Genomic DNA, 23053 nt, shown 5'->3' with positions numbered 1-23053 from the left:
AAATATTGACTTTATTTCTTTTTCAAATTTTCCTCAATCATAATGCCTCTTTGAACCATTTCTTTTTTTAAAATTTCAATAAATTCTTGATCAAGCTTTAGTTTTACTGCATGCTGATATGTTTGCATAATGTCCTCATTCTTTAACTCTGTAAACATATTCCCCTCCTAATCTATTATTTTTACAACATAATAATCCGGCGGATGTGGAAGAAAGAATAAATTCATCAAGTTTAATAAACTATATGTACGCTTATGCGTACATGATGTACCTTTATTATATTGTACGCTTAAGTGTACAGTCAACTTATGAATGAAATGAGTGGAAGGGTGGAAAATAGTGAAGAAAGTAGTCGTCCGCGTTAATGATTTGCTCCATAAATACAATATGTCCATCAGCGAACTACATATTCGCACGGGGATTCGCAGAGCAGCCTTGAGTGAGCTCGCTAACGGGAAACGTGAACGGATTCAATTTGAACATATTGAAAAAATTGCGAATACACTTTCCATAGAAGATATTCGAGATATCATCACATTAGTTGAAGTTCCTGGTGACTTTGAAGAATTGGAAAACTAAACAAGCAGTACACTTTATTAAAAAGCATAGTGAAGCGCAATTCACTCGGAATTGCGCTTGTTTAATACGAACAGATCTATTCTTTTAAAAAAAATTGGAGATTTTCTACTATATAATCAGGATAAATTTGTTCCTTCTTTATATCTGCCAATGTGGAGGTACCTGTTAAAACTAAACAGGTTCGGATATCATTCTCTTTTCCAAGCAGAATATCTGTTTCAAGGCGGTCACCGATAATTAGGCAACGATTCGTATTGATCTGCAATTTTTCAAGCACCTTTTCTGCATAAAATGAGGACGGTTTGCCCACAATTTGCTCATTCGACTTCCCAGAAGCCACCTTTATCGCACTGGCAATGGCCATTGTATCTGAAATAAAGCCTCCTGGAACTGGACATGCCGGATCAGGATTGGTCAAAACAAGTTTCGCTCCATTTCTCAATGCATTCATCGCTAAGTTAAGCTTTTGATAGGAAAAGGAGCGATCGAGCCCTACTAAAACATGTGTGGCTTCAAGCGGATTGTTCGTCGTTTTCAATTCGAACAGCTTAAATTCCTCTTCAATGGATTTTTCACCCACTATGTAAACAAGTGCATCAGGAGCCTGCTCTGTAAAATAAACTGCTGATAAAAAAGTCGCCGTGATCACCTCTTCAAGCTCGGCAGCCACTCCCATTTTTTTTAAACGCGTACAACACTCTGATCTTGTCATTGTTGGTGAATTCGTAATAAACATTATTTTTTTATTCGCTTTTCTTAAATGAGCGATTACGTTCTCTACCCCGGGTAGAAGCTCTTCACCAAGATAGATCGTCCCATCTAAATCAAAGCAAAATGCGTCAAATTCATCAATGTTAATCAACCTGCCACTCCACCTTTATTAAAACAAAACCTCTTTTTGTAAAATCTCTTTTCCCATGCGCAATTTATCTAATGATGTCATCGGGGCATACTCTAAAATCAATTGGCAATCATTCGCTACCTCTCGCATCGCAGAGAAGACTTCTGTCCATTGAATCGTCCCTTTGCCAATTGGCAGATGATCGTCGCCTATTCCGTGATTATCATGAATATGAATAGCAAGTAATCTATCTTTTGTGTCTTTGATCAGCTTTGGTATGTCCCATTGATTTAAGTGGGCATGACCAATATCGATTAAATATCCGGCCGTTTCCTCGATTGGGTCTAAAAATCTTGTAAACTCTTCTTGAGTAAATAGCGAGCTGCCGTTATAGCCAACATTTTCAACGACAATCTTCACATTTAAAGGCTTAGCAATTTGACAAAGGCTGCGAATATATTCCGCTGCTCGCGCTTGTGCTTTCTTTTTATTAAACACTGGTGAAAAACAAAAACCTGGATGGATCACAGCATGGTCCGCTTCGATCATACCGGCAAACTCAATCGCCTTTTTATATTGTAAAAACGAAGCTTCACGAATGGCCTGATTTTCACTTGTTAGATTAATATCCCAAGCAGGGGGATGAACCGTATAACCAACTGGCAATGCCTTTAATTGTGGTGCTAGCTCTGAAAAGAGAGACTCCATCTCATCCCATTTCTCTCCATCCATTAACAGCTCCACCTTATCTGCACCATTCTCAATTAATCCCTCTACATTTTTAATTATGTCGTTTGTAATTAACGGTAAATCGGAATAACAAATTTCCTTATTCATGAATCAGCACCCTTTCTAATGTCGTTTCTTCCTGATCTAGTTCAGCCGGATAACCAATCGAATTCGTCGTTTCGCAATTAAAAAGATGAATATGGTTCATGAAAGGTTTTAAATACACCGTTTCACCTTTAGGCCAATATTTACTCTCGCTTAGAGCGATCACTTCATTTCCTTGAAGGTCGACATATACACCGTAGCTATTGCCTTGATTTTCAACATATTTAACAGTACCTTTAAGCGTATTTTTATCGGCTGTTTTATTGATTTCCAGATGTTCCGGTCGAATTCCAAAGGCAATTCTGCTTGTTTTGCTTTGTTCAACTTGTTTGACCCACATCGGTGACAACTGGAAAGACTGATTACCGAACATTATTTTCCCATCCAAATAGGTCACTTCTACCACGTTAGTCGGTGGTGAACCAATAAATTTAGCCGTAAAGATATTGGCCGGTCGATGATAGACGTTTTCCGGAGTATCCAGCATTTGCAATTTGCCCTCGTTCATTAAGGCAATCCGCTCGCCCACTGTCATTGCTTCAATTTGGTCATGGGTAACATAGACAATCGTTTGTCTATACAGCTCGTGAATTTTAACCAATTCTTTTCTTGCTGAAACACGTAATTGTGCATCTAAATTCGATAACGGCTCGTCTAATAAAAAATAGTTCGATTTTTTTACAACAGCTCTGGCTAAAGCAACGCGTTGTCTTTGGCCGCCTGACAAATCTTTTGGCAACCGATTTTCATAGCCTTCGAGCTTTAACATTTTCAAGGCTGCATCCAAACGATTCCTGGTTTCACTCCTGGGAACTTTTTGAACCCTTAATCCATAAGTAATATTATCAACGACATTCATGTGGGGATATAACGCATAATTCTGAAAGACCATTGCAACATCCCGCTTTCCGCTTGGAACATCATTTACTACTCTGTCATTCATATATAATTCGCCAGAAGTAATCTCTTCCAGACCTGCAATCATTCGTAATGTTGTGGACTTCCCACAGCCGGAAGGGCCTAAAAGAATTAATCTTTCCCCTTCCTTTATGGTAAAATTCAAGCCTTTTACCACTTCTGTTTTCCCATATGATTTCCATACATTTTCAAAGCGAATTTCCTTCATTTTCATCCCCCGCTATTTTATTCCTGAAGAAGTAAACGTCCCGACAATATATCTTTGAAAAGCCAAATACAATGCTAACGGAATGATCATTGTGATGACAGACACTGCCATCGCTACAGTAAAGTTCGTTCCTCCCTCTGAACTGATATACATTTGCAATGCTAAAGGTAGCGTGAAGTTGTCTGTCGTCTTTAAAATCAACACTGGCCAAACGTATTCATTCCACGAACTAATAAAGAACCAAATCCCTGTTGACGTTACCGCTGGTTTAATGAGCGGAAGGACAATATCTCTCATAATTTGAACATGACTTAAATTGTCTAGCCGGGCCACCTCGATTAATGACATGGGGATTGTTTTCATCGACTGCCTCATTAAAAAAATCCCAAGTGCATCAGCAAGCTGCGGTAAAATGACTCCCCAGATACTATCCGTTAAACCAATCTTAGAAATAATTAAATAGTTTGGAATCATTGTCACTGTAAATGGGATAAAGATCGTACTAATTAACACAAAGTACAAAACCGTTTTGCCTCTAAATTGAAAATAAACAAAGGCATACGCTGCTAAAAACGATGTAATCACTTTAAAAATTGTGACAACTGCAGCAATGATAAAAGTGTTTACCGTGATCTGAATCGCTGGTAAGCTATCAAAAAAGGTTTGATAGTTTTCTAATGTAGGTTGAATAGGAATGATATTTAAAACGTTATTATAAGCATCCTGTAATGATTTAAATGAGGAGCCCACGGCAAAAATAATCGGGAATATCAAAATAAAAATTGTTGCGATAAAAATGAGATGCCAAGGTATCGACACGAAGCGTTTAATTTTCATAATAGATACCTCTTTCAACAAACTTAATTTCGATGAGTAAAAGAACAAGAAAGATCACCATTGTTAAAATAGACAATGCCGCTGAATGACCTGTGCGATACAGTACGAATGCTTCATGATAAGCATGGTAAATAGCATTTGAACTGGCATAATTCGGGCCGCCTTGGGTAATGACCTTTATCGGTGTAAATACATACTGGAGTCCTTGTACAATCGTAATAATAAACACATAAATCCCTGTTGCACTGCTCATTGGAAGCACGATTTGAAAAAAGATTCTCCATAAAGGCACCTGGTCCAAACGGGCCGCCTCAATTAACTCTCGGGAAATTCCATTGATGGAGGCGTATAGAACGATGAAATTGTAGCCAAATACCTTCCATGAAGTGATCAAGCTTAATACGAATATGACCCAGCCGTCCATCTTGCTCCAAATCGGCATTTCTAGCCCAAACCAGCCTAGAATAATAGCAACTGGCCCTGAAACAGGATTCAAAATCCATGTAAATAAAATCGAGCCTACTACCAATGAAATAAAGGCGGGCATAAACAACGCCCCTTTATAGAAGCCTTTAAATCGTTTCAAAACCATATCAATAACAAAGGCAAAAACGTATGGGACGACACAATTTAAAACAAGCAAGATAGCAATATAGATAAATGTGTTGCCAAAAATTTTATAAGACTTCGGATCAGTTAGGATATCTATATAGTTCTGCAAACCGACAAATTCTTTTGTAGGACTGATCATATTCCAATCAAAGAAGCTTAAATAAATGGTGTAAATAAACGGCCAAAACATAAAGAAAGCAAATATTAGCAGGGACGGAAATAATAAAAAATAAGCTTTCCAATTCTCTCTATTGAATCTTTTTACACCTGTTGTAAGAGCACTCATTTTTCCTATCCTCCAACCTTTCATGATAAAGAAGCCGGTTTAGGCTCCCTTACCATATCCTCGATCACTGTAATAATTCGTTAATTTGTTGTTCTGTTGCCTTTAAACCTTCTTCAACTGAAATACTTCCCCCAAGAATCTGGTCGCGAACATCGAGCAACAGCTGTTCTGCCTGCAAGCCTGCATCCCCAGGGAATGATGTCCATGGAACAACGCCATCCATCTGTTCAATGGCTGCATTCATCATCTCATTTTCAGCCAAGAAATCTTTCAATCCGTTTTCTGCTTCGGCAACATCTTTACGCGGTGGCACGTATCCCGTACCCTCAGTCCATTTAGCCACCGATTCCACACTATAAAGAAACTTCATAAACTCCCAGCCAGCTTTCCTCTGCTCCTCATCCTTTGCTGTAATAGCTAACATCGCACCACCTGCTGGAAGCTTTGGAGATTTCCCTTCCCATGCTGGTGATTTTATCGCTGCCACATCAAATTGAGAGTTCGATTGGACATTTGAGCGCTGAGCAATAGTGGTATATAACATCGCTACATTTCCATCAATAAAGCTTTGAATCCCTTGATCCCAAGGCAGGTTCGGCGCTGATTGGTCTTCTAACACCATGTCTGCCCATAATTGATAAGCTTTTATCCCTTCTTCAGAGGCGAAAGTTGCTTTTCCATCCGTAATCATTTTCGCACCATTACTTTCTAATAAAGCTTGTGTTGCCCAGTTATCTGCAGGCTGTTGGATGTATACTCCAAATTTCCCTGTTTGCTCTTTAATCGTTTTGGAGAACTCCTTCACTTCTTCCCATGTCTTTGGACCGTTCTCGTCCAACCCTGCTTCTTTTAAAAGATCCCTGTTGATATATAGGACCGGTGTGCTTAATGAATAAGGGATCCCTATTTGTTCACCATCTGGACCTTGTGCTAAAGCTAAAACATTACTCAAGAAATAATCCTCTAAAAACGTTTTGTCCTCCGGGAAATACTGATCAATAATTGCTTGAGGTGATGAATATTCAAAGTTGTTAGCAAAGTAATTTAAAAAGGACCATCCTACCTGCACGATAGCCGGTGCTTTTCCAGCAGCAGCTTCTGCCTGAAGGTTTTGCATCAATCCCTTATACATATCTGGATTAAATTTAGCGATTACTTCCGTTGTCTCGCTCTGAGCATTAAACTCTTTTACCAATTCATCTACTGTTTTTCCACCTTGCGTCTCCGCGTTAACATGCCAATACTCAATAACTGTTTTCCCACCTTCATTTGAAGTCTTGTTAGCAGTTGTTTCTTCCTTTTTCCCACAAGCGGAAACAACAAGCAGGACTGCTACAAATGTGAATAAAATAACGAGCTTTTTCATCTTTTCCTTCTCCTTTTTGTCTAGTAAATTTTTTATTCGTACGAAATAAAAGCTTGTTCACAACCACCTCACAAAAACGCACGCAAAAAAGACCTCAAATAAAATGTATATATGAATCTATACATTTAATAAGAGGTCTCTCTGTTCGCACCGATTATCTATTCACTTGATATCTTCACTATAGAAAGAATTTATTAATAAGGTATTTATTTATCGTAAAATTTTTGTAAAATACTAAAATGATCTATTTTTAAAATTTAATTCCCACATTTCCGCATTAGAGGTTGTAATCGCCAAGGCTCCATTATTTAACGCCTCTTCTGCATGTTCAGACTGATTTAATAGACCACCTGTAATAATGGGCACAGGTGATACTTTTGCTAGTCTTCTTAAAAAATCCGGTGCCCTGCACGGCATGATCTCTATCATATCTGAAATAATTTGCTTTTGATTGGCGTCCTTTTCCAAATTTTTAAATACTTCTGTATCAATTAGAAAGACCCGTTGAATCACGAATAGTCCACTCAATTTCGCTTTTTTAATGATTGCTGATTTAGTCGTCACAATGGCGGTCGGCTTTACATTTCTCTTAATAAATTCAATTCCATCCCGATCCATTTGTAATCCTCCAATTTTGTCTACATGGAGGATGACAGGAAGACCATGGGATTGAATAAAATCGACATATCTTTTTACCGTTAATATCGTCCCCGTCATTAACAGCACTGCACTTAAATGCTCCTTATTTGCCAGCGCACGCTCGATGAATTTTGGCTCTTTGACAGCAGCCACCATTTTGTATTCTTCCAGTCTGCTTCTTAATACCATTCCTTCCTTTTTCTCTCCCATGCTCCTTGTCCTTTCTGTTTTATATAAACCTTGCTTGAACCTATGGTAGCATAAATTGTTTTTGATACACATACAAGGGAAAAAGTCAGTAATCATATCTGAAGCGGAAAATTCATATATTGTAAGTTTTATTTTATTAATTGATGTTCTCATCTTGCAGCAGCTTAATAGATAAAAGCAGAGTCCTATTGAAGCTGGACTCTGCCTTTCTTTTTGATTGCTGCCCTATCATGGATTCATTTTGCTATTAGCGTTTATTTAAAATAAAAATGGCTCCACCATATCCTAAAATACACCATATCAATAAATTAATGTAATTACCCAGACTTGCATCAAAAGTAGAAGCAGCCAAGGACGCCCGCATCACTTCTGCCATTGAGTAAATTGGCAAGAATTCGTGCAGCACTTGAAGCCATTCCGGGAGTCTATCCATCGGATAATTGACCGGGGAGAACATCAATGAAAAAAATACAACAATTTGTGACACACTCAGCGACGCTACCGGCGATAACAAATATGAAAACCCATAGCCAACACCAATGGAGGTTAAAGCAATCATTAATAAAGCAGGAACGACTGTCCAAGATAGATCATATCCTGGATTAAACATAAGATGGGCAACAATCGTCGAAACAACAATTCCCGGAATGGTTATCAATAATCCAAGAATCGTGTCGGCCCCAAGAATAACAGAACGGTTGACTGGCCACGTGCGCATAAAGTTCAAGTATCCATCAGATTTAGCGCTGCCAATTTGCTGAGGCAAAATAACTAATCCTGAAAAGATGAGAATAATGGTTGGAGCTCCTGTTGTGAGAAAAAGAATGGTATCTGTATCGGGGCTTGGAATCATGTAAGTGAAGCCAATCACGATCCCTATTGAGATTAGTATTTGGATTAATGTCATAAAGATGAGAAAGCCAGCATTTCTGAAGAACTGAATTTGAAAGACGTACTTGTAGGCACTTAATCCATTCATGACACTCCCTCCGTCTTTTTGGAATTTAAAGCAATATAGGCATCCTCGATCGTTGTTGGTGAGATCGAATAATCAACAACCAGCCCCCCGTCCACTTGGTCAGTGATCCAGTCAATCGTTGGCGATATCCTGGATGGATCCATCGAAAACAATAAACGTGAACCATTTCGGCGTAAAGAATGCGCCCAATCTGGGACGCTAACTTCTTCTATTTCATTAACTAAACTTAGCTCGATCCGCACTTTATTACTTACTGAACCTTTTACCTCTCTCGGAGTTCCTTGCGCTAAAAATTTCCCGTGACTTATAATCGCTAAACGATCAACTGCTTTTTCTGCCTCAAGGACATTATGAGTAACGAGAATAACTGCCGTTCCTTGATCAGCTAAACTGCGGACTACTTGCCATAGATAACGCCTGCGCACAGGATCCACATCATTCGTCGGTTCATCCAATATGACTAATTGCCCTGGAACGACAACCGCCATGCAAAAAGCTGTAAGTCTTTGGGCACCTCCTGATAGCTTCACTCCTTCTACATTTGCCCACTCCGTCATATCCAACGCTTCGAATAGTTCATCAACCCGTTTCGGATTGAAACCTTTTCCCGCTCTCATTTTACCCATTAAAGTAACAGCCTGCTTTGGCGTTAATGAGCCTAAAGGAACTTGGGATTGCGGCTGTACTGAACAAATGGAACGAGCATGAGCTGGTGCTTTAAGTACGGATTTTCCTAAAAGAAGTATCTCTCCATGATCCGGGGTTAATAAACCAAGGATTTGATTGACTAATGTCGTTTTTCCAGCCCCATTTTGTCCAAGCAGCCCAAACACTTCTCCCTCACTGATCGTAAATGATAAGTGGTCATTCGCTATTTTCCCCTTACCTCTACTAGAGAAAGCTTTTGTTACATTCTCCACATTAAGAATCATCGTCTCTCTCCCTTTGCTGATTGTTAACGGTAAAAACACGTTCGATAAAATGGACTACATCTTTATCCATAGGATAAAAAACAATCCCCTCCTCCATGTTTTTCAATGCCCCCCACATACTCCCAAGTAAATTTTCATCACAATCAAACATTTTCTCTGCTTGATTTAGCCATCTTTCAGCTAATGCCCGCGCTTTATCTGAGGTTGGTTCAAGATCAAGATGATTCTTAATATCCTTGATGCACTCTATCCACTCTTGGATATCTTCTTTACTCATATTCGTTGCATTCATTTTCATTACTTTTTTCATTTCTTCTATATTCAAATATTCCTTATACTGCTCCAATGCCTTTTCCGGGTCTTGTTGGTACAGTTGAATAATACTAAAGATAATGGGCCAGCTTACTTCCCCTTCAAGTTCAATAGAATACAATATGCCATTAAGAGTATGCTCTAACACCTTTAATCGCTCTTGTTCCTTTTTCACCAAATTTAATTGCTGTTGGATTGACTGTTCCCAAGTCGGATTTGAATTCTCCACGATGACCTTGATTTTATCCAGTGAAAATCCCATGTATTTTAGTGCTAAAACACGTTCTAGTTTCATTAAATCATCGTCATTATATAAGCGATGGCCCCCACTCGTTTTAGCTGATGGTTTGATTAAACCAATTTCATCATAATAATCAAGCGTCCTCACCGTCACCCCCGTGTTCTTAGACAATTTTCCTATCGTATACATGACCCACCTCCCATTGTTTCCTTAAGTATAAAACCACACGTAACGTTGTGTTCAAGAGTAAATTTTAAAAAACGCCAAGATCCTTTTGAGATACAATATGTTAACAAAGCTATTTAAAATAAATTTAATATCAAATACACGGCCATCGTCCAAATAATAATTGCTGAAACTTGATTCACGCGCTTTAAAAGGACCTGATTATTCCTTAGTTGTCCAATTCCTCGACCTAATAAAGCCAAGGAAAAAAACCAAACCCAGGAAACAAAAATACAGGCCACCGTAAAAAGCCACTTCTCCTGACCTGAATAGGCAAGGGAACTTGTGCCAATCACCCCGATCGTATCCATAATCGCATGGGGATTGAGCAATGAAACGGATGCTGCGAAAGCAATTTGCCTTCGGGCGGAAAACTGTTTTTGACTGTCCCCCTTCTCTTCAGGAGCACTTCTCCACATAACAAATCCCATATATATCAAAAAGAAGAAGCCGATAATAAACAGTAAATTCCTTAACCACTCAAAATTTAGCACAACCACTGAAACACCTTGCACGGCTAAAAGAATAAGAATAGAATCACAAATTCCAGCTGTTATGATGGCTGGAGAAGCATGGATCAGTTTCTTATGAGCAGCCCCCTGGTTGAAAATAAAAATATTTTGAACTCCTAAAGGTAAGATTAGCCCGAACGCTAAAAGAGTACCATGAATAATTGCTTGCACGCTGTTGTTACCTCCTCTTTTTTTCTCTAGAGTACTTCAACAATAGCTTTCTGTCTGCAACCAATTGGATGGTCTATAACCCAACCAATCTGTTAAAATGGAAGAAAGCAAAAACGGAGGTTGCATATGCGGGACATTCATTGGAAGCCAGACAAAAACTCTGTTATTCCGTTGCATCAGCAAATCTATGATTATTTAAAAGGAAAAATTATAAATGGGGAATGGACAGTCGGTACAAAAATCCCAACCCAAAGAAGCTTGGCACAACAGTTTGAAGTGAATCGAAGTACGATCGTTTACGCACTTGAAGGATTGATTGCTGATGGCCTGTTGCAATCAAAGGTAGGTAGTGGGACGGAAGTTCTTAATAACACTTGGAGTCTCCTTACTTCAATGCCGCCTCCCGATTGGAAAAGCTATGTTAATTCAGGAATCTACAAGCCGAATATTGATATCATCCAAGAGATCAATCGCTCTGAAGCTGATCCAACTGTCATCCGATTGGGAACTGGCGAGCTGTCTCCCGAGCTATTGCCAAATGAGCAAATGCTAAAAATATTTCAAGATACCCAAAAGGAGAATCTATCTCTTGGCTATGTTGAACCTAAAGGGCGCTTTTCATTACGGCAAAAAGTGAGTGAATATTTACGAGCTAAAGGGATTGTCGCCTCCCCTGAATCCATTCTGATCGTTTCAGGCGGGCTACAAGCATTGCAATTAATCTCAATCGGGCTGCTAGAAAGGGGAGCGACGATTCTTCACGAAACGCCCTCCTATTTAAACTCCGTGCACGTATTCCAATCAGCGGGAATGAATTTGCTTGGAGTACCGTTAGACCAAGAAGGGGTTATATTTGAGAAAATTGAACAGTTGAAACGACAGCATCGCGCTGCTCTCTTATATACAATCCCAACCTTCCACAATCCAACAGGTATTGTTATGTCTGAACAAAGGCGGCAGGAATTATTAAAGGTCTGCCAAAAAGCAGCTCTTCCCATCATTGAGGATGACGTGTACAGTGATTTATGGTTCGATAGCCCGCCGCCACTGCCTTTAAAGTCACAGGATACTCAAGGAAATGTTTTATATATTGGTAGTGTCTCAAAGATATTGAGCCCTGGGCTGCGAATAGGCTGGATCGTCGGACCTGAACCTGTTATCGACCGTTTGGCTGATATTAAAATGCAAACTGATTACGGCTCAAGCTCCCTTTCCCAATACGCAGTAGAAAAATGGCTAAGCAATGGTTTGTTTACTGATTATGCAAAAAGAATAAGAACAAAACTAAGAAAAAGAAGAGATTTTACTGTACACATTCTAGAAAAATATTTTTCGAATTTCGCAACTTGGTCTATTCCAAAAGGGGGTTTTTACATCTGGCTCAAACTGACAACAAACGCATCCACTCGAAAACTATTCGAACTAGCACTTCGAGAGAAAATATTGCTGAATCCCGGACTAATCTACGATAAACTTGACGATGATCATCTGCGCATATCCTACTCATATGCTTCCTTTGAACAACTTGAAAGAGGACTCATTCGTTTATCAGAGCTTATTGCTCACCACACTCCAAAGTTACGGTAACTTCAGTAACTTTGGAGTGCTTCATCCAGCATCGCTGCGGTGCAAAGGAGAAATCGCCTTTTTAAAAAGGTTGGACAATGTCCTAATTCAAATTAAGTCAAGTAAGCTTATCTTACCTTTATCCCCATCTCATGCTTGAGAAGCCACTCTTTTCTCCATAAACCACCTGCGTAACCAGTCAATTTGCCATTTGAACCAACAATGCGATGACAAGGGACGACAATACTTAATTTATTTTGTCCGTTGGCACGTCCAACGGCTCTAACGGCGTTTTCCTTTCCAATTGAAACCGCAATATCTTTATAGGTAGCCGTTTCTCCATAGGGTATTTTAGTCAAAGCGGTCCACACTGTTTTTTGAAAATCAGTCCCTTTGCAAAGATAGGGAAAGGCAAAGTCTTGCCGGCTTCCACTAAAATATTGCTCAAGCTGATGAAAACAATCCAGTAATGGATTTGGAAGGTTATCATCGGCAAAATGTTCCAGTGTATCTTTTTCAGAAAACAAAATCGAGTAGATTCCTTCTTCATTGCCAAAAATCTCAATGATTCCAATTGGTGATTCGTAGTCTAATTGATATCGTTTACTCATATAAGGACCTCCACAAATAAAAGGTAGCATAGGCTTGCCACCCTTTCCAGTTCATTGCCATTTCCTCTATTTCCTCTATCGTCGGTTTTCTCTCCAGCGCCAATTGTTTCTTTAATGCTTGATGAAGACCAACATCAGCAAGAGGAAAAGCAGATGAATGATGAAAACACTTCATCATGACATAATCTGCCGTCCATGCTCCCACACCGCGAATATCCAACAGACGCTCATAAATTTCATGGGAATGCTCCGTCTGAAGCAATCTTTCTTTTGACAATTGCCCCGCTGCCATCAATTTCGCAATCCCAATGATATAATCAGCTTTCCTAGCGGTAAATTGAAGAGCTCTCAAATCTTCCACCTGCAATAATGCGACCGTCGAAACGTCAGGAAAAAGCCAGTACGTATATCCATTAATCTCATAGCTTTCTCCAAAATGTTCAACGAAACGCTTCTTTAATGTGTAAGCAAAGGTTAAGTTAATCTGTTGACCGATAATCGCCCAAGTCAATGCCTCAAAGAGCTCTGGAATCCCTATAATTCGCAAACCATTATATCTATCAATGAGCGGCTGCAAAATTTTATCCGTTCTTGCCATTTTATAAAATTCCTCTAGCGGTTTATCCAAATCAAACCACTCCCATATATATGAGACTGCGCCTTTAAGACTGCAATTCGACGGTGTCCCCATAGGGAACTCAACTTTAATGACATGCGGAAAATAGCTGATGTTTAACAAAATGACTTCTTCATCCACTTTTATCAATTTATACAGATGATCATCTTTTATTCGATGCGTCACTTCTTTATCCGATCTCCCTAGGAAAAACAAACACTCTTGAATGTTAAAATTAGGTGGTGGATAAATCTCAATAGATGAGCCTTTAATGATCCAGTTCATGATGACCATCCTTGACTGCGAGTGTACGAAATTCACTTGGTGAGAATTTCTTTAAACTGCGAAATGCTTTGTAAAAAGATGAAGAGCTTTGGAAGCCAACTTCATAGCAAATTTCAAGATTTGTTCGATCGGTTGTGGCGAGAAGATAAGCCGCCTTATCCACCCTAATTTTTTCCAAATAAGTTCTCGGAGTTTCCTGCGTTTCCTGTTTAAACACTCTTTCAAGATAATAAGCACTTAAGCCAGCATGCGCCGCTATATCTTGCAGCTCTAACTTTTGCTTATAATGATTAAGTAAAAACGCTTTAACGTTTTTTACTAATTCCACTTGTGGAGAATGGGCTGCTTCAGGCTGACATCTCTTACATGGCCGATAACCCGCCTTTTCTGCTTCCTTCATATCGTAAAAAAACTCCACATTTATTTTTTTCGGTTTTCTGGAACGGCAGGATGGACGACAATAGATTTTCGTCGTTTTTACCGCCGTAAAAAAGAGACCATCATATTTCCGATCACACGCCATGATCTTTTCCCACATCTCTTCAAAAGTAAGGTTGAGGCCTGACGTCAATATTTCCACCACCTTTTAAATACGATCTAATAAAGAACGGATTATACTTTTATATTGAAGCTTGCATGCGCTTAAACTATTGAACTTTATTTTAACAAGAGCAGACGTGCATTCTCGTCCTTATTCTTGCTCTTATGGTCTGAAAATGAGCAATTATTTTCATTTCTTAACTTAAGTCAATGAACTAAAATCACTCCTCATGATATACTCTCTTCAGCATCTACAGGAGAGTGATACAATAACAAAAAAATGTCCCTTCGGAAGCAACAAAGTAATTTCTAACACAGCCTTGTAGGACAGAATAACATTTATTCGCAACTTCTCCTTGCTTCAGAAGGATTGTATTTTTCTCATATGTCACTATAACCAGTTCCTGCAAGATCGCCTGTATTTCTTCCTCGTTTAAGGAGCAACTTACTCATTTTCATTACCTGACTCTAGTTTATCCTAGTCAATAAATAGATGAAATCAATTTCATACCAACGCACCTTTATTTGTAAGAATATGTTAAAATAAAGATTATTGGTTTAGGAGTGCTGGTCCATGTTGAGACGTATCATTGAATTACTTTTAACCTGCCTTATATTCTATCTCTATTTCAAAATTTTAGGCTTCATTTTTAATAGTTTTGTACCCTTTACCCCAACTACAGATTTCATTGCTCTAGTTTTAATCATTCTCCTTTTTCCTTTGTCCATTCTAACGGTATATGGAATGGCAAGAGTACTTCAAAAAAATAAATTGGCACCTATACAAACTCTGCCATTTTTAAGAAAGCGAGATGAGAGAGATGCTTAAAAATCTTCTATTTGCGCCAATTATTTTAGTTATTCTATTATCGGGCTGCGGGAGTAATGAAACGGTTCAAACTGAGAATCGAGAGGCTTTTTCAAATCACATTGAGACCAATACGGTCGAGGAAAGAAAGCTTGAGGGGTTGAAGAACGTAGAAAGAAAACTAGTAAACTTTCTCGTTGAACAATTAGATACGACAACAGATTCAGTTTCATTAGTCGCCTCTGAACTAGGTGAGGGAAAGTTATCTCTCTCTATCATTTTGGATTTAGAACAAAATGTTGATGAAGCGTCGATGCAAACATTACAAGAAATGATGATCAATATCATTGAAGAGGAGAAAAATGTAACTATTAATCAAAACGATATTGTCATTGTGGACGGTAATAACCAACCACTTAATTAGAAGGAGACACTATATTTCAATAATTTTCTGTATCGGTGATGACAAGCTGAGGACTGGGATCAGTGTGTAGGCTGATAAACTATGCACTCCTTTACCTATTTCCCAGCACATCAGCTAGCGCATGTAAGGAGGCATAGTCTTTAATATGATAAACCCTTCCATCCTTTTGCATGTAACCTTTCTCACAAAATTGCGTGAGGACATGCAATAAATGACGGTAAGAAACACCTAAATAATCACAGACGGCTACATGCTTTTCTTTATATACTCCTTCATCAGCTGTTTGCAGGATAAAATCAGCAAGCCGATTTTCAAGTGGAAAAGCGAGGCTTTGCGAATACTTCGCTGCCATTACCGAGGCCTTGACGCTGAGAAACTTCGTTAGTTCACGTAAAAATTTTGCATCCTCTAACAGCTGTCCTCGATAGCGATGGATCGGAAGCGCAAAACAAATCGTTTTCGTTGAGGCCTGAATCCCCTTTGTATAATAAACATCATTCAATAATTCCATTTCCCCAATATACTCATTAGCATTGATAAAATTAATCAATGATACCTTTCCATTTTGATGGGTGATATATATTTTCGCCTTTCCCCCAATAACATAAAAAAGAAAATCCGGTCTCATTCCTTCTTGAATGTTCCATTCGTCCCGCTTATACTCACGTACTTCGATAAACTCTTCAACAGGAAAAGAGAATAAATGGGCGATAGAGTGCTGTTCCATAAAGTATTGTTTTTTCTTTCCTTTGTATATTTCCATTTTCCACCTCAAAAACATGAGATATCTCATATTATTACATCTTTATTCCATGATATCATGCAATCATGAAGGAGGATATACATGAATACACAACGCTGGATGAGTACACAATTTTTTACTTTTTTTATGACATGGGGGGTTTTCCTACCTTATTGGTCAGGATGGATGATTTATACAAAAGGAATTACCGTTTCCGAGGCAAGCTTAATCATGAGCTTTGGATTACTGGCAAGAGGGCTTTCTACCTTATTTGCTTTCCCTTATTTATCAGAAAGAGTCAGCAGCAAAACTTTATTGAATATTGCTGGAATTGGTACACTTGTAGCAATCCTCTGTTATATTCCGGCAGACTCCTTCACAAGCTTGCTTATGATAACAATTGTTTTGCATGTTTTTTATCCAACATTGATGCCAGCCCTTGATACTGCTGCTGGAATTCTTGTTCAAAGTAAACAGTTGAGGCATTACGGCAGAAGTCGCCAGTGGGGATCGATCGGATTTATCTCCATCGGAATGGTATTAACGATATTTACAGGGATTCTTGGCGATGAAGTGATTTATTGGGCACTATTGCTCGGAATAATGGGATTTGTCGCTCTCGGCTTTTTGAATGCACCTGTTATTTTAACTTCAAAGCCTAAAATCGAGCCGTCGCAAAAAGTGGGTCTGCTCCAATTATTTCGAATTAAACACTTTAGCTTAGTTCTCACAATTGTGATTTTATTGCAGGCCGCCCATGCTACCTATTACAACTATGGCTATATTTTCCTGCAAGACATTCATGCGCCTGTATACTTAATTGGTCTTATTCTAAATATTGCTGTCATTGCGGAAATCATCTTTTTTTCTATGGCAGATCGAAACTTTGAAAAGTTTTCTGTCGGCTCTTTGCTGACCCTTTCAGCTATCGGTTCAACCTTGCGCTGGATATTAGTCTTTACATTTCCAAATGTCCTTGTCTTCTGTCTCGCTCAAACTTTGCATGCCTTCTCATTTGCAATGGGACATTATGCCTTTATGAAATACTTAATCAAAAATATCCCCCATGCTCAGATTCCAAAAGCACAGGGTGTCTATTCCGCGCTTGCTCTAAGCTGGAGTACAGCTGTTTTCACTGTATTCGGCGGCTTTTTATACGAGATCGAACCACGATATGCTTTTATCGGAATGATTGCTTGTACCATACCTGGACTGCTCATTGCACTTGTGTACAGGAAGTTGGAGCATAAAAAAGAAGTATTAGCATCCACATAATATTAAACAATACAGTTGATTATGCATTTGAGGCTTATTTTGGCTCTGACTCGACGAAACGAGGGAGAGGACAAGCTTTCTCCCAGCATTTCATCAAAGTCAGAGCTATCTTTTTTGCATAGCTTTAATGACGTGAGAAACTAAGATTCTTACGAAAAGAGCCAAAAATCAACAGAATCAAGAAGCATAGCATACTTTAGAAACTGAAGATTCCTTTCTTTAAACAAAGAAATAGCCATAACCTCATAATCCAATCTCATGACCACCTTGAATATTCTTATAAATTATATACCCTCTCATTATTACAGCAATTCTTTGATATATTATAAAAAATAATAACAGCCAAGTTTATGAAGATTTCGTAATAATTTTAGATATTACTGGAAATTAATTGACAATCGTCTAAATATAATGGTAAAAATAACTAAACATACCAAATAAAAGAAGTGTTATAATGCTTTAGAAAACCTATCTTTTTTTAATTTCTCTCACCCTCATAATTAGCTTACTAGCCCTTACAGCAAGTTTTGCTTACTATTAACATATTAACACTCAAAAAAACAAATTTAATGCCCATATCAAACCAATACTGAAGGCATCCAAATTATGGATATTGTTAAAAAAATTTTGATTGGGAATTTACATGGTAAGTCCTTAAGGTATATTGCTCACATACCTTTGTACAAAAACTAAAAAGGAATCTAGCTATCCATGGTGATAGAGTAGTTGCTTTAAATGCGACTGTAGCATACTTTTTGAGTCCTCCCAGATGGGTAACTAGCTTATTGCTGCAGTAACTGGAATTGGTGTTTGGATTTTCGTTAGTAGAGATAAAAACAGAGGCATGATTTTAACTATTAACTATTTGTTCCGACTGCATGGTATTCTGCATGCTAAACAAAATTAAAAACAGAGGTCTTTTTGGCTCTGTTTTTTAATTTGTTATAGTGTTATCAATATATAAGTATAATAAAAAAGGAGGACTACATATGATAAAAAACAAAGTAGCCTTATTTTGGTTTATCATTGCTATTATACTGTTAAGCATAGGTATTATAAAATTTTTATAGATCTTTATTATTTAAAAACCTCCTCTTCTGTACTGCACCTCAAAAGTTAGAGTGAAAACTAACTTTTAGGGGTGCAGTTTTATGATTAAATAAAGTGAAAAATATTTTTCCACCTTGGTTGCAATTCCTTGTACTCTAATAGAATCTTGCAAATGATAATACATCTACTACATTCAAGGAAAGATCGGTTCATTCAAATGTAAAAATTGCTGCCAACAACGCTGTTTCCTTGGATGAACTTCGCATCCCGTTGGAATTACGGCTTTTCATTGATTAATTGTACTCCGGTTGAGAGGAATTGCGCTGATTTAGTTCTTGATTGCGCATGCATCAAGGATGATTGCGCCGCTTTCGCACTTGATTGCGCATAGATCGGAGACATTTGCGCCGTTTCAACACTTGATTGCGCATAAACCATCGCGAGCGAAGCAAATCGTTTTTTTTCGTTTCGGTGTTCAATGCGAACGAGCCCTTAACACCAACTTCGATGACATTACGTTTGGAGCAGTTTCTCCATTTGCGCAGGCTGACCTCGTTTATTCGCACAATGAATGCGGAATTTTTGAAGGTATGTAGATGCCCGTAAATGACCAAATAACCAAAAGCAAGGGAAGAAACAGTTCTCCCCTTGCTTTTTAGCGGTGTGGCCACAATAATATTTGTGCTTTGTGATAAAATTTAAGATTTCAGCCCTTTTGGCGTTACTTTGTCTTCGAGTTTCTTTAAAGCAAAATCAAAGACAATGGCTAATATGGCTGCCGGAATTGCACCAGCTAAAATCAAGTTTTTATCCATGACGTTTAGTCCTCTTGTGATTAAATCTCCAAGTCCGCCAGCGCCAATAAAGGTTGCAAGAGCGGCAACTCCTATCGTTAATACGGTTGCTGTGCGGATTCCCGCCATGAGGATAGGCAATGTCAATGGCAGTTCAACCATAAATAGGATTTGCCTTGACGTCATCCCCATGCCTTTTCCTGCATCAACTAAAGCAGGGTCCACTCCTAATATTCCCGTATACGTATTGCGTAAAATGGGGAGCAGTGCATAAAGAGTTAAGGCAATAATCGCTGGGACCTTTCCAATCCCAAATATAGGGAGCATAAATCCGAGCAATGCAAGGCTGGGGACAGTTTGAATAATGGCCGTTACGCCAATAATGGGTTCGGCCAATTTTTTATATCTTGTTAAAATGATTCCAAGTGGAACAGCGATTGCGATCGCAATCATCATCGCAATTCCCGCTAAAAAAATATGTTCCTGAAAAGCAGTCCAAATATCCGATTTACGATTAATAAATGTATTGATTAAATCCATATTATTGATTCCCTCCACTACTATGATTCCACTCCGCAAGCCCTCTCATCATACTGGAGCGAGTAACGACTCCGATTAGCTTATTTTCCTCCAACACCGGTATCGTTCCGATATCACTGCCGTGGAAAAGCTCCGCCACATCTGTTACGACGGCATCAGCACTCAGCGTCTTGATATCTGTTTGTATAATATCGGCCACTGTTAAACTCTCATTTTTATAGTTTTCATCAAGCTTCTTAAGAGAAACGGCACCATAAAAGGTTTTTCGCTTATCAGTAATAAATAAACTATCTACTTTCTTCTCTTTCATCAGACGAAACGCTTCTGCTAACCCGCGCCTTGGCGAAGTTGTAACCACATTGAAATGCATGAGATCGGTTACCGATGGGATCATGGACGTTCCTTGGTTCAATCGTTCTTCACCTATAAATCCCTTTACAAACTCATTGGCAGGATGGCGCAAAATTTTATCTGGAGTGTCGATCTGAACAATTTCCCCTTTTTTCATGATGGCAATTCGATTGGCAATTTTAATGGCTTCGTCCATATCATGGGTTACAAAAACAATCGTTTTCTGAATCTCCTCCTGCAAACTGACGATATCATCCTGAAGCTGTTCTCGGCTTATCGGATCAAGCGCACTGAACGGCTCATCCATCAAAATAATTTCAGGCTCTGCCGCAAGTGCACGAATTACACCGATTCTCTGCTGCTGCCCGCCGCTTAGCTCAGACGGAAAACGATGTTTAAAAGTGGAAGGATCTAAACCAACTAAATCCAATAGTTCATCTACTCTCTTGCTATATCTTGCTTCATCCCATTTTTTCAACCTTGGAACGAGCGCAATATTTTCTTCAATCGTCATATGGGGAAATAGACCAATCTGCTGAATAACATAGCCAATATTTCTTCTTAGCTCAACTGGGTCCATCTTTGAAATATCTTCTCCGTTAATAAAAATCTTCCCTGCCGTCGGTTCGTTCAACCTATTTATCATTCTCATCGTCGTCGTTTTTCCGCAACCACTTGGACCGATGAGCGTGACTAATTCGCCCTTATGAATCTCTAAATTTATATCATTTAATGCCATGAAATTATCCTCGTATTTCTTTGTAACATGTTCAAATTTAATCATATCGATCCCTCTCTGCTTTTGATTTTCACATGATTTTTTTGATAAAAGAAGCTGTGTACATTAGTCACACAGCCTTTAGCTTCATGAGCAATCGATTATTCGATTAAGCCTTCTTCTTTTAAAAATTCAATTGCAATATCCTTTGGCTCTTTTCCCTCTAAATTAACTTGGCCATTTAACTCTCTCATTCTTTCATCTGTCAAAGTGCCTGCCAACTCATTAATAACGTCTTCAAGTCCTTCATTTGCATCCAATACTTCCTGGCGCACAATTGGTGCAGCGTAATATGGCGGGAAGAACTCCTGATCGTCCTCTAAAATCGCCAATTCATATTGATCGATTCGCGCATCTGTTGAAAAAGCTGTAATGATATCAATCTCTCCATCTTTAGCAGCCGTATATTGCAAATCAGGATCAATATTTCTCTTTACACCGAAATCAAACTGATACGCCTCCGCTAATGCATCAAATCCATCTCCTCTTTCAAAGAACTCTGGATCTGCCCCGAATGATAGCTCTGGTGCAACTGCAGTCAAATCAGAATATGTCTGCAATCCCAATTCGTCGGCAAGCTCTTCTCTTAACCCTAAAGCATACGTATTATTAAATCCTAGCGGTTCCAGCCAAGCTATATTAAACTCCTCAGCATATCCTTTCTTTGTTGCCTCAAAAATTTCGTCAGGGCTTTGATTAGGTTCATATTCATTATTTAGAACGTTTAAATAGCCTGTTCCTGTATACTCTACATACATGTCAATGTCGCCTTTTTTCATCGCTTCTTGTAATACGAACACTCCACCTAACGCTTCTTTTACTTCAACATCCAAATCCGTCTTTGCCTTCAAGTACTCCGCCATAATATGGCTAAGAATAATTTGCTCTGTAAATTCTTTCCCTGAAATGACAATCTTGCCTGGTTCAGCCTCTCCAGATTTATTCCCGCAAGCAGCAAGCGCAAACATAAGAAGTGCTGTAAATACAATCGTTATGATTTTTTTCATTGTTGTTCCTCCTAAAGTTCCTTATTTCTAGGCAAAGCTTTTGCCTAGCCTATAGGTTTATTGATATCAACAATCAAATGTGAAATATTTGTAGCTAGTAGTAATGGATTTATGACCTGCATATTGTTTTACCTGTTCCACCGTAAAACCAATTTCAACTAATCTTCTACAGTACGTATTTCTTAATAAATGCGAGGTAATTGGAAACCCTAATTTTTCACTATACACTTCAAGGACAAATTGAATAGCGCGTGGCTGCATCTTCCCAGAGCGTTCCGTCACAAATAAAAATGGACTATTTAAATACACTTCTTTTCCAGTAGAACTTCTAACATGAATCCAAGTAAATACTTTTTCAGCCACTTTTTGAGCTAACGGGACTTCTCTGGATAAAACTCCATCGTGAATAACTTGAATGGTATTTTTCGTGACTGCTTCAGTTTGTAAATGACTCAATTCTTCAATTCGCAAACCTGAATACAGCAGCACATAGATAAGAGCTTCATTGCGGGCTTTTTTGAAAGGGTTTTTCTCAAGGGTTAAAATTTGTAGAAGTTTCGATTCTTCTTCGGCAGTGAGCCATTTAATGGGGGTGTTTCTTTTATCTTCATATAGGCGAAGATTTTCTGGTATATTCATTTGAATGTAATGGTTTTTAGTAGCCCATACTAAAAATGTACGTAATACAGAAATCAACTTATTAATAGTGGCAACCTTATAACCTTTTCCAACTAAATGTTCCCGAAATTGAAAAACATCATTTTCTGTAAGTTGCGCCAGCTTTTTTTGCTTAGCCTCAAGCCACGTTTTAAACTGCTTCATCACATGAACATACATCTTTGTTGTACTTGCTTCCTTTTCTCTTCTTTTTAAATCATCTTCATAGTGCCTCAATATTTCCTTCATACATCACACCTTCCAGAAAAGATTCAGCAGATGAACGTAAATTCTATGATGAAAGTGA

General features: G+C 38.5%; 25 protein-coding genes. 5 read left to right on the top strand and 20 right to left on the bottom strand.

Going from position 1 to position 23053, the window contains the following annotated elements; translation table 11 throughout:
- Positions 1–11: 11 nt before the first annotated feature.
- Complete coding sequence (gene sda, locus NST02_RS02665) at positions 12–158, bottom strand: sporulation histidine kinase inhibitor Sda (RefSeq protein WP_095312317.1); 147 nt, start codon at positions 156–158, stop codon at positions 12–14.
- Between the two features lie 181 nt (positions 159–339).
- Between sda and NST02_RS02660 the strand changes: the two genes are divergently transcribed.
- Positions 340–579, top strand: a complete 240-nt coding sequence (locus tag NST02_RS02660) for a helix-turn-helix domain-containing protein (RefSeq protein WP_095312314.1) — start codon at positions 340–342, stop codon at positions 577–579.
- A gap of 76 nt (positions 580–655) precedes the next feature.
- On the opposite strand, the gene NST02_RS02655 is transcribed toward NST02_RS02660, so the two are convergent.
- From NST02_RS02655 to NST02_RS02605, 11 genes are all read right to left on the bottom strand, one after another.
- A complete protein-coding gene (locus tag NST02_RS02655) occupies positions 656–1441 on the bottom strand; it encodes an HAD-IIA family hydrolase (protein ID WP_095312311.1) in 786 nt (261 codons plus the stop codon).
- An 18-nt stretch (positions 1442–1459) separates the two neighbouring features.
- A complete protein-coding gene (locus NST02_RS02650; RefSeq protein WP_095312308.1) occupies positions 1460–2257 on the bottom strand; it encodes a sugar phosphate isomerase/epimerase family protein in 798 nt (265 codons plus the stop codon).
- The gene (locus NST02_RS02645) at positions 2250–3380 is read right to left on the bottom strand and encodes an ABC transporter ATP-binding protein (protein WP_095312306.1); all 1131 of its coding nucleotides are present in this window, start codon (positions 3378–3380) and stop codon (positions 2250–2252) included. Before NST02_RS02645 ends, NST02_RS02650 begins: the two co-directional genes overlap by 8 nt.
- Before the next feature lie 12 nt (positions 3381–3392).
- Positions 3393–4217 carry a carbohydrate ABC transporter permease gene (locus NST02_RS02640; protein WP_150915224.1) on the bottom strand — a complete coding sequence of 275 codons (825 nt, stop codon included), beginning with the start codon at positions 4215–4217 and terminating at the stop codon, positions 3393–3395.
- Positions 4207–5115 (bottom strand): carbohydrate ABC transporter permease, encoded by a 909-nt coding sequence (locus NST02_RS02635; protein WP_340947883.1) that lies wholly within the window; start codon positions 5113–5115, stop codon positions 4207–4209. The genes NST02_RS02640 and NST02_RS02635 overlap by 11 nt, the downstream gene beginning before the upstream one ends.
- A gap of 64 nt (positions 5116–5179) precedes the next feature.
- On the bottom strand, positions 5180–6481 hold the full coding sequence (locus tag NST02_RS02630; protein ID WP_095312297.1) for an ABC transporter substrate-binding protein: 1302 nt from the start codon (positions 6479–6481) through the stop codon (positions 5180–5182).
- A 234-nt stretch (positions 6482–6715) separates the two neighbouring features.
- Positions 6716–7330: a glycerol-3-phosphate responsive antiterminator gene (locus NST02_RS02625; protein ID WP_235879467.1), complete on the bottom strand. Its 615-nt coding sequence runs from the start codon at positions 7328–7330 to the stop codon at positions 6716–6718.
- Between the two features lie 247 nt (positions 7331–7577).
- Positions 7578–8309: an ABC transporter permease gene (locus NST02_RS02620; protein WP_212934086.1), complete on the bottom strand. Its 732-nt coding sequence runs from the start codon at positions 8307–8309 to the stop codon at positions 7578–7580.
- The gene (locus NST02_RS02615; RefSeq protein ID WP_095312291.1) at positions 8306–9241 is read right to left on the bottom strand and encodes an ABC transporter ATP-binding protein; all 936 of its coding nucleotides are present in this window, start codon (positions 9239–9241) and stop codon (positions 8306–8308) included. Before NST02_RS02615 ends, NST02_RS02620 begins: the two co-directional genes overlap by 4 nt.
- Complete coding sequence (locus NST02_RS02610; RefSeq protein WP_095312288.1) at positions 9231–9983, bottom strand: MerR family transcriptional regulator; 753 nt, start codon at positions 9981–9983, stop codon at positions 9231–9233. The genes NST02_RS02615 and NST02_RS02610 overlap by 11 nt, the downstream gene beginning before the upstream one ends.
- A gap of 113 nt (positions 9984–10096) precedes the next feature.
- Positions 10097–10702, bottom strand: a complete 606-nt coding sequence (locus NST02_RS02605; RefSeq protein ID WP_212934087.1) for a LysE/ArgO family amino acid transporter — start codon at positions 10700–10702, stop codon at positions 10097–10099.
- Positions 10703–10828: 126 nt separating this feature from the next.
- Between NST02_RS02605 and pdxR the strand changes: the two genes are divergently transcribed.
- The gene (gene pdxR, locus NST02_RS02600) at positions 10829–12289 is read left to right on the top strand and encodes a MocR-like pyridoxine biosynthesis transcription factor PdxR (protein WP_340947879.1); all 1461 of its coding nucleotides are present in this window, start codon (positions 10829–10831) and stop codon (positions 12287–12289) included.
- A 107-nt stretch (positions 12290–12396) separates the two neighbouring features.
- Here pdxR and NST02_RS02595 read toward each other — a convergent pair whose 3' ends face one another.
- Genes NST02_RS02595 through NST02_RS02585 form a run of 3 tightly spaced genes read right to left on the bottom strand, consistent with a single transcriptional unit; the run spans position 12397 to position 14318 of the window.
- Positions 12397–12879 (bottom strand): methylated-DNA--[protein]-cysteine S-methyltransferase, encoded by a 483-nt coding sequence (locus NST02_RS02595; RefSeq protein WP_095312280.1) that lies wholly within the window; start codon positions 12877–12879, stop codon positions 12397–12399.
- A complete protein-coding gene (locus NST02_RS02590; RefSeq protein ID WP_095312277.1) occupies positions 12872–13780 on the bottom strand; it encodes a DNA-3-methyladenine glycosylase family protein in 909 nt (302 codons plus the stop codon). The genes NST02_RS02595 and NST02_RS02590 overlap by 8 nt, the downstream gene beginning before the upstream one ends.
- Complete coding sequence (locus NST02_RS02585) at positions 13764–14318, bottom strand: bifunctional transcriptional activator/DNA repair enzyme AdaA (protein WP_170943627.1); 555 nt, start codon at positions 14316–14318, stop codon at positions 13764–13766. Before NST02_RS02585 ends, NST02_RS02590 begins: the two co-directional genes overlap by 17 nt.
- A gap of 576 nt (positions 14319–14894) precedes the next feature.
- Between NST02_RS02585 and NST02_RS02580 the strand changes: the two genes are divergently transcribed.
- Together NST02_RS02580 and NST02_RS02575 are read left to right on the top strand one after the other, a co-directional pair.
- Positions 14895–15149, top strand: a complete 255-nt coding sequence (locus NST02_RS02580; RefSeq protein WP_095312272.1) for a hypothetical protein — start codon at positions 14895–14897, stop codon at positions 15147–15149.
- The gene (locus NST02_RS02575; protein ID WP_095312269.1) at positions 15142–15552 is read left to right on the top strand and encodes a hypothetical protein; all 411 of its coding nucleotides are present in this window, start codon (positions 15142–15144) and stop codon (positions 15550–15552) included. Before NST02_RS02580 ends, NST02_RS02575 begins: the two co-directional genes overlap by 8 nt.
- Before the next feature lie 91 nt (positions 15553–15643).
- Here the strand turns inward: NST02_RS02575 and yeiL are convergent, their stop codons facing one another.
- The gene (yeiL, locus tag NST02_RS02570) at positions 15644–16315 is read right to left on the bottom strand and encodes a transcriptional regulator YeiL (protein ID WP_340947875.1); all 672 of its coding nucleotides are present in this window, start codon (positions 16313–16315) and stop codon (positions 15644–15646) included.
- Between the two features lie 81 nt (positions 16316–16396).
- Here yeiL and NST02_RS02565 point away from each other — a divergent pair, with 81 nt between their 5' ends.
- Positions 16397–17569, top strand: a complete 1173-nt coding sequence (locus tag NST02_RS02565; RefSeq protein WP_340947874.1) for an MFS transporter — start codon at positions 16397–16399, stop codon at positions 17567–17569.
- Between the two features lie 1748 nt (positions 17570–19317).
- Here NST02_RS02565 and NST02_RS02560 read toward each other — a convergent pair.
- The 4 genes from NST02_RS02560 to NST02_RS02545 all read right to left on the bottom strand — a co-directional run bounded on the left by NST02_RS02560 (position 19318) and on the right by NST02_RS02545 (position 22995).
- On the bottom strand, positions 19318–19953 hold the full coding sequence (locus tag NST02_RS02560; RefSeq protein ID WP_095314017.1) for an ABC transporter permease: 636 nt from the start codon (positions 19951–19953) through the stop codon (positions 19318–19320).
- Position 19954: 1 nt separating this feature from the next.
- The gene (locus NST02_RS02555) at positions 19955–21088 is read right to left on the bottom strand and encodes an ABC transporter ATP-binding protein (RefSeq protein ID WP_340947872.1); all 1134 of its coding nucleotides are present in this window, start codon (positions 21086–21088) and stop codon (positions 19955–19957) included.
- A gap of 95 nt (positions 21089–21183) precedes the next feature.
- The gene (locus NST02_RS02550) at positions 21184–22089 is read right to left on the bottom strand and encodes a glycine betaine ABC transporter substrate-binding protein (RefSeq protein WP_137743777.1); all 906 of its coding nucleotides are present in this window, start codon (positions 22087–22089) and stop codon (positions 21184–21186) included.
- A 66-nt stretch (positions 22090–22155) separates the two neighbouring features.
- Positions 22156–22995, bottom strand: coding sequence for a tyrosine-type recombinase/integrase (locus NST02_RS02545; protein WP_340947870.1), 840 nt, complete (start codon positions 22993–22995; stop codon positions 22156–22158).
- Positions 22996–23053: the final 58 nt, after the last annotated feature.

The sequence above is a fragment of the Robertmurraya sp. FSL W8-0741 genome (genome assembly GCF_038004005.1).
Lineage (GTDB): Bacteria > Bacillota > Bacilli > Bacillales > Cytobacillaceae > Robertmurraya > Robertmurraya siralis.
Note: the sequence above shows the minus strand (reverse complement) of the source record. Positions and strands in the feature narration are given on the sequence as shown.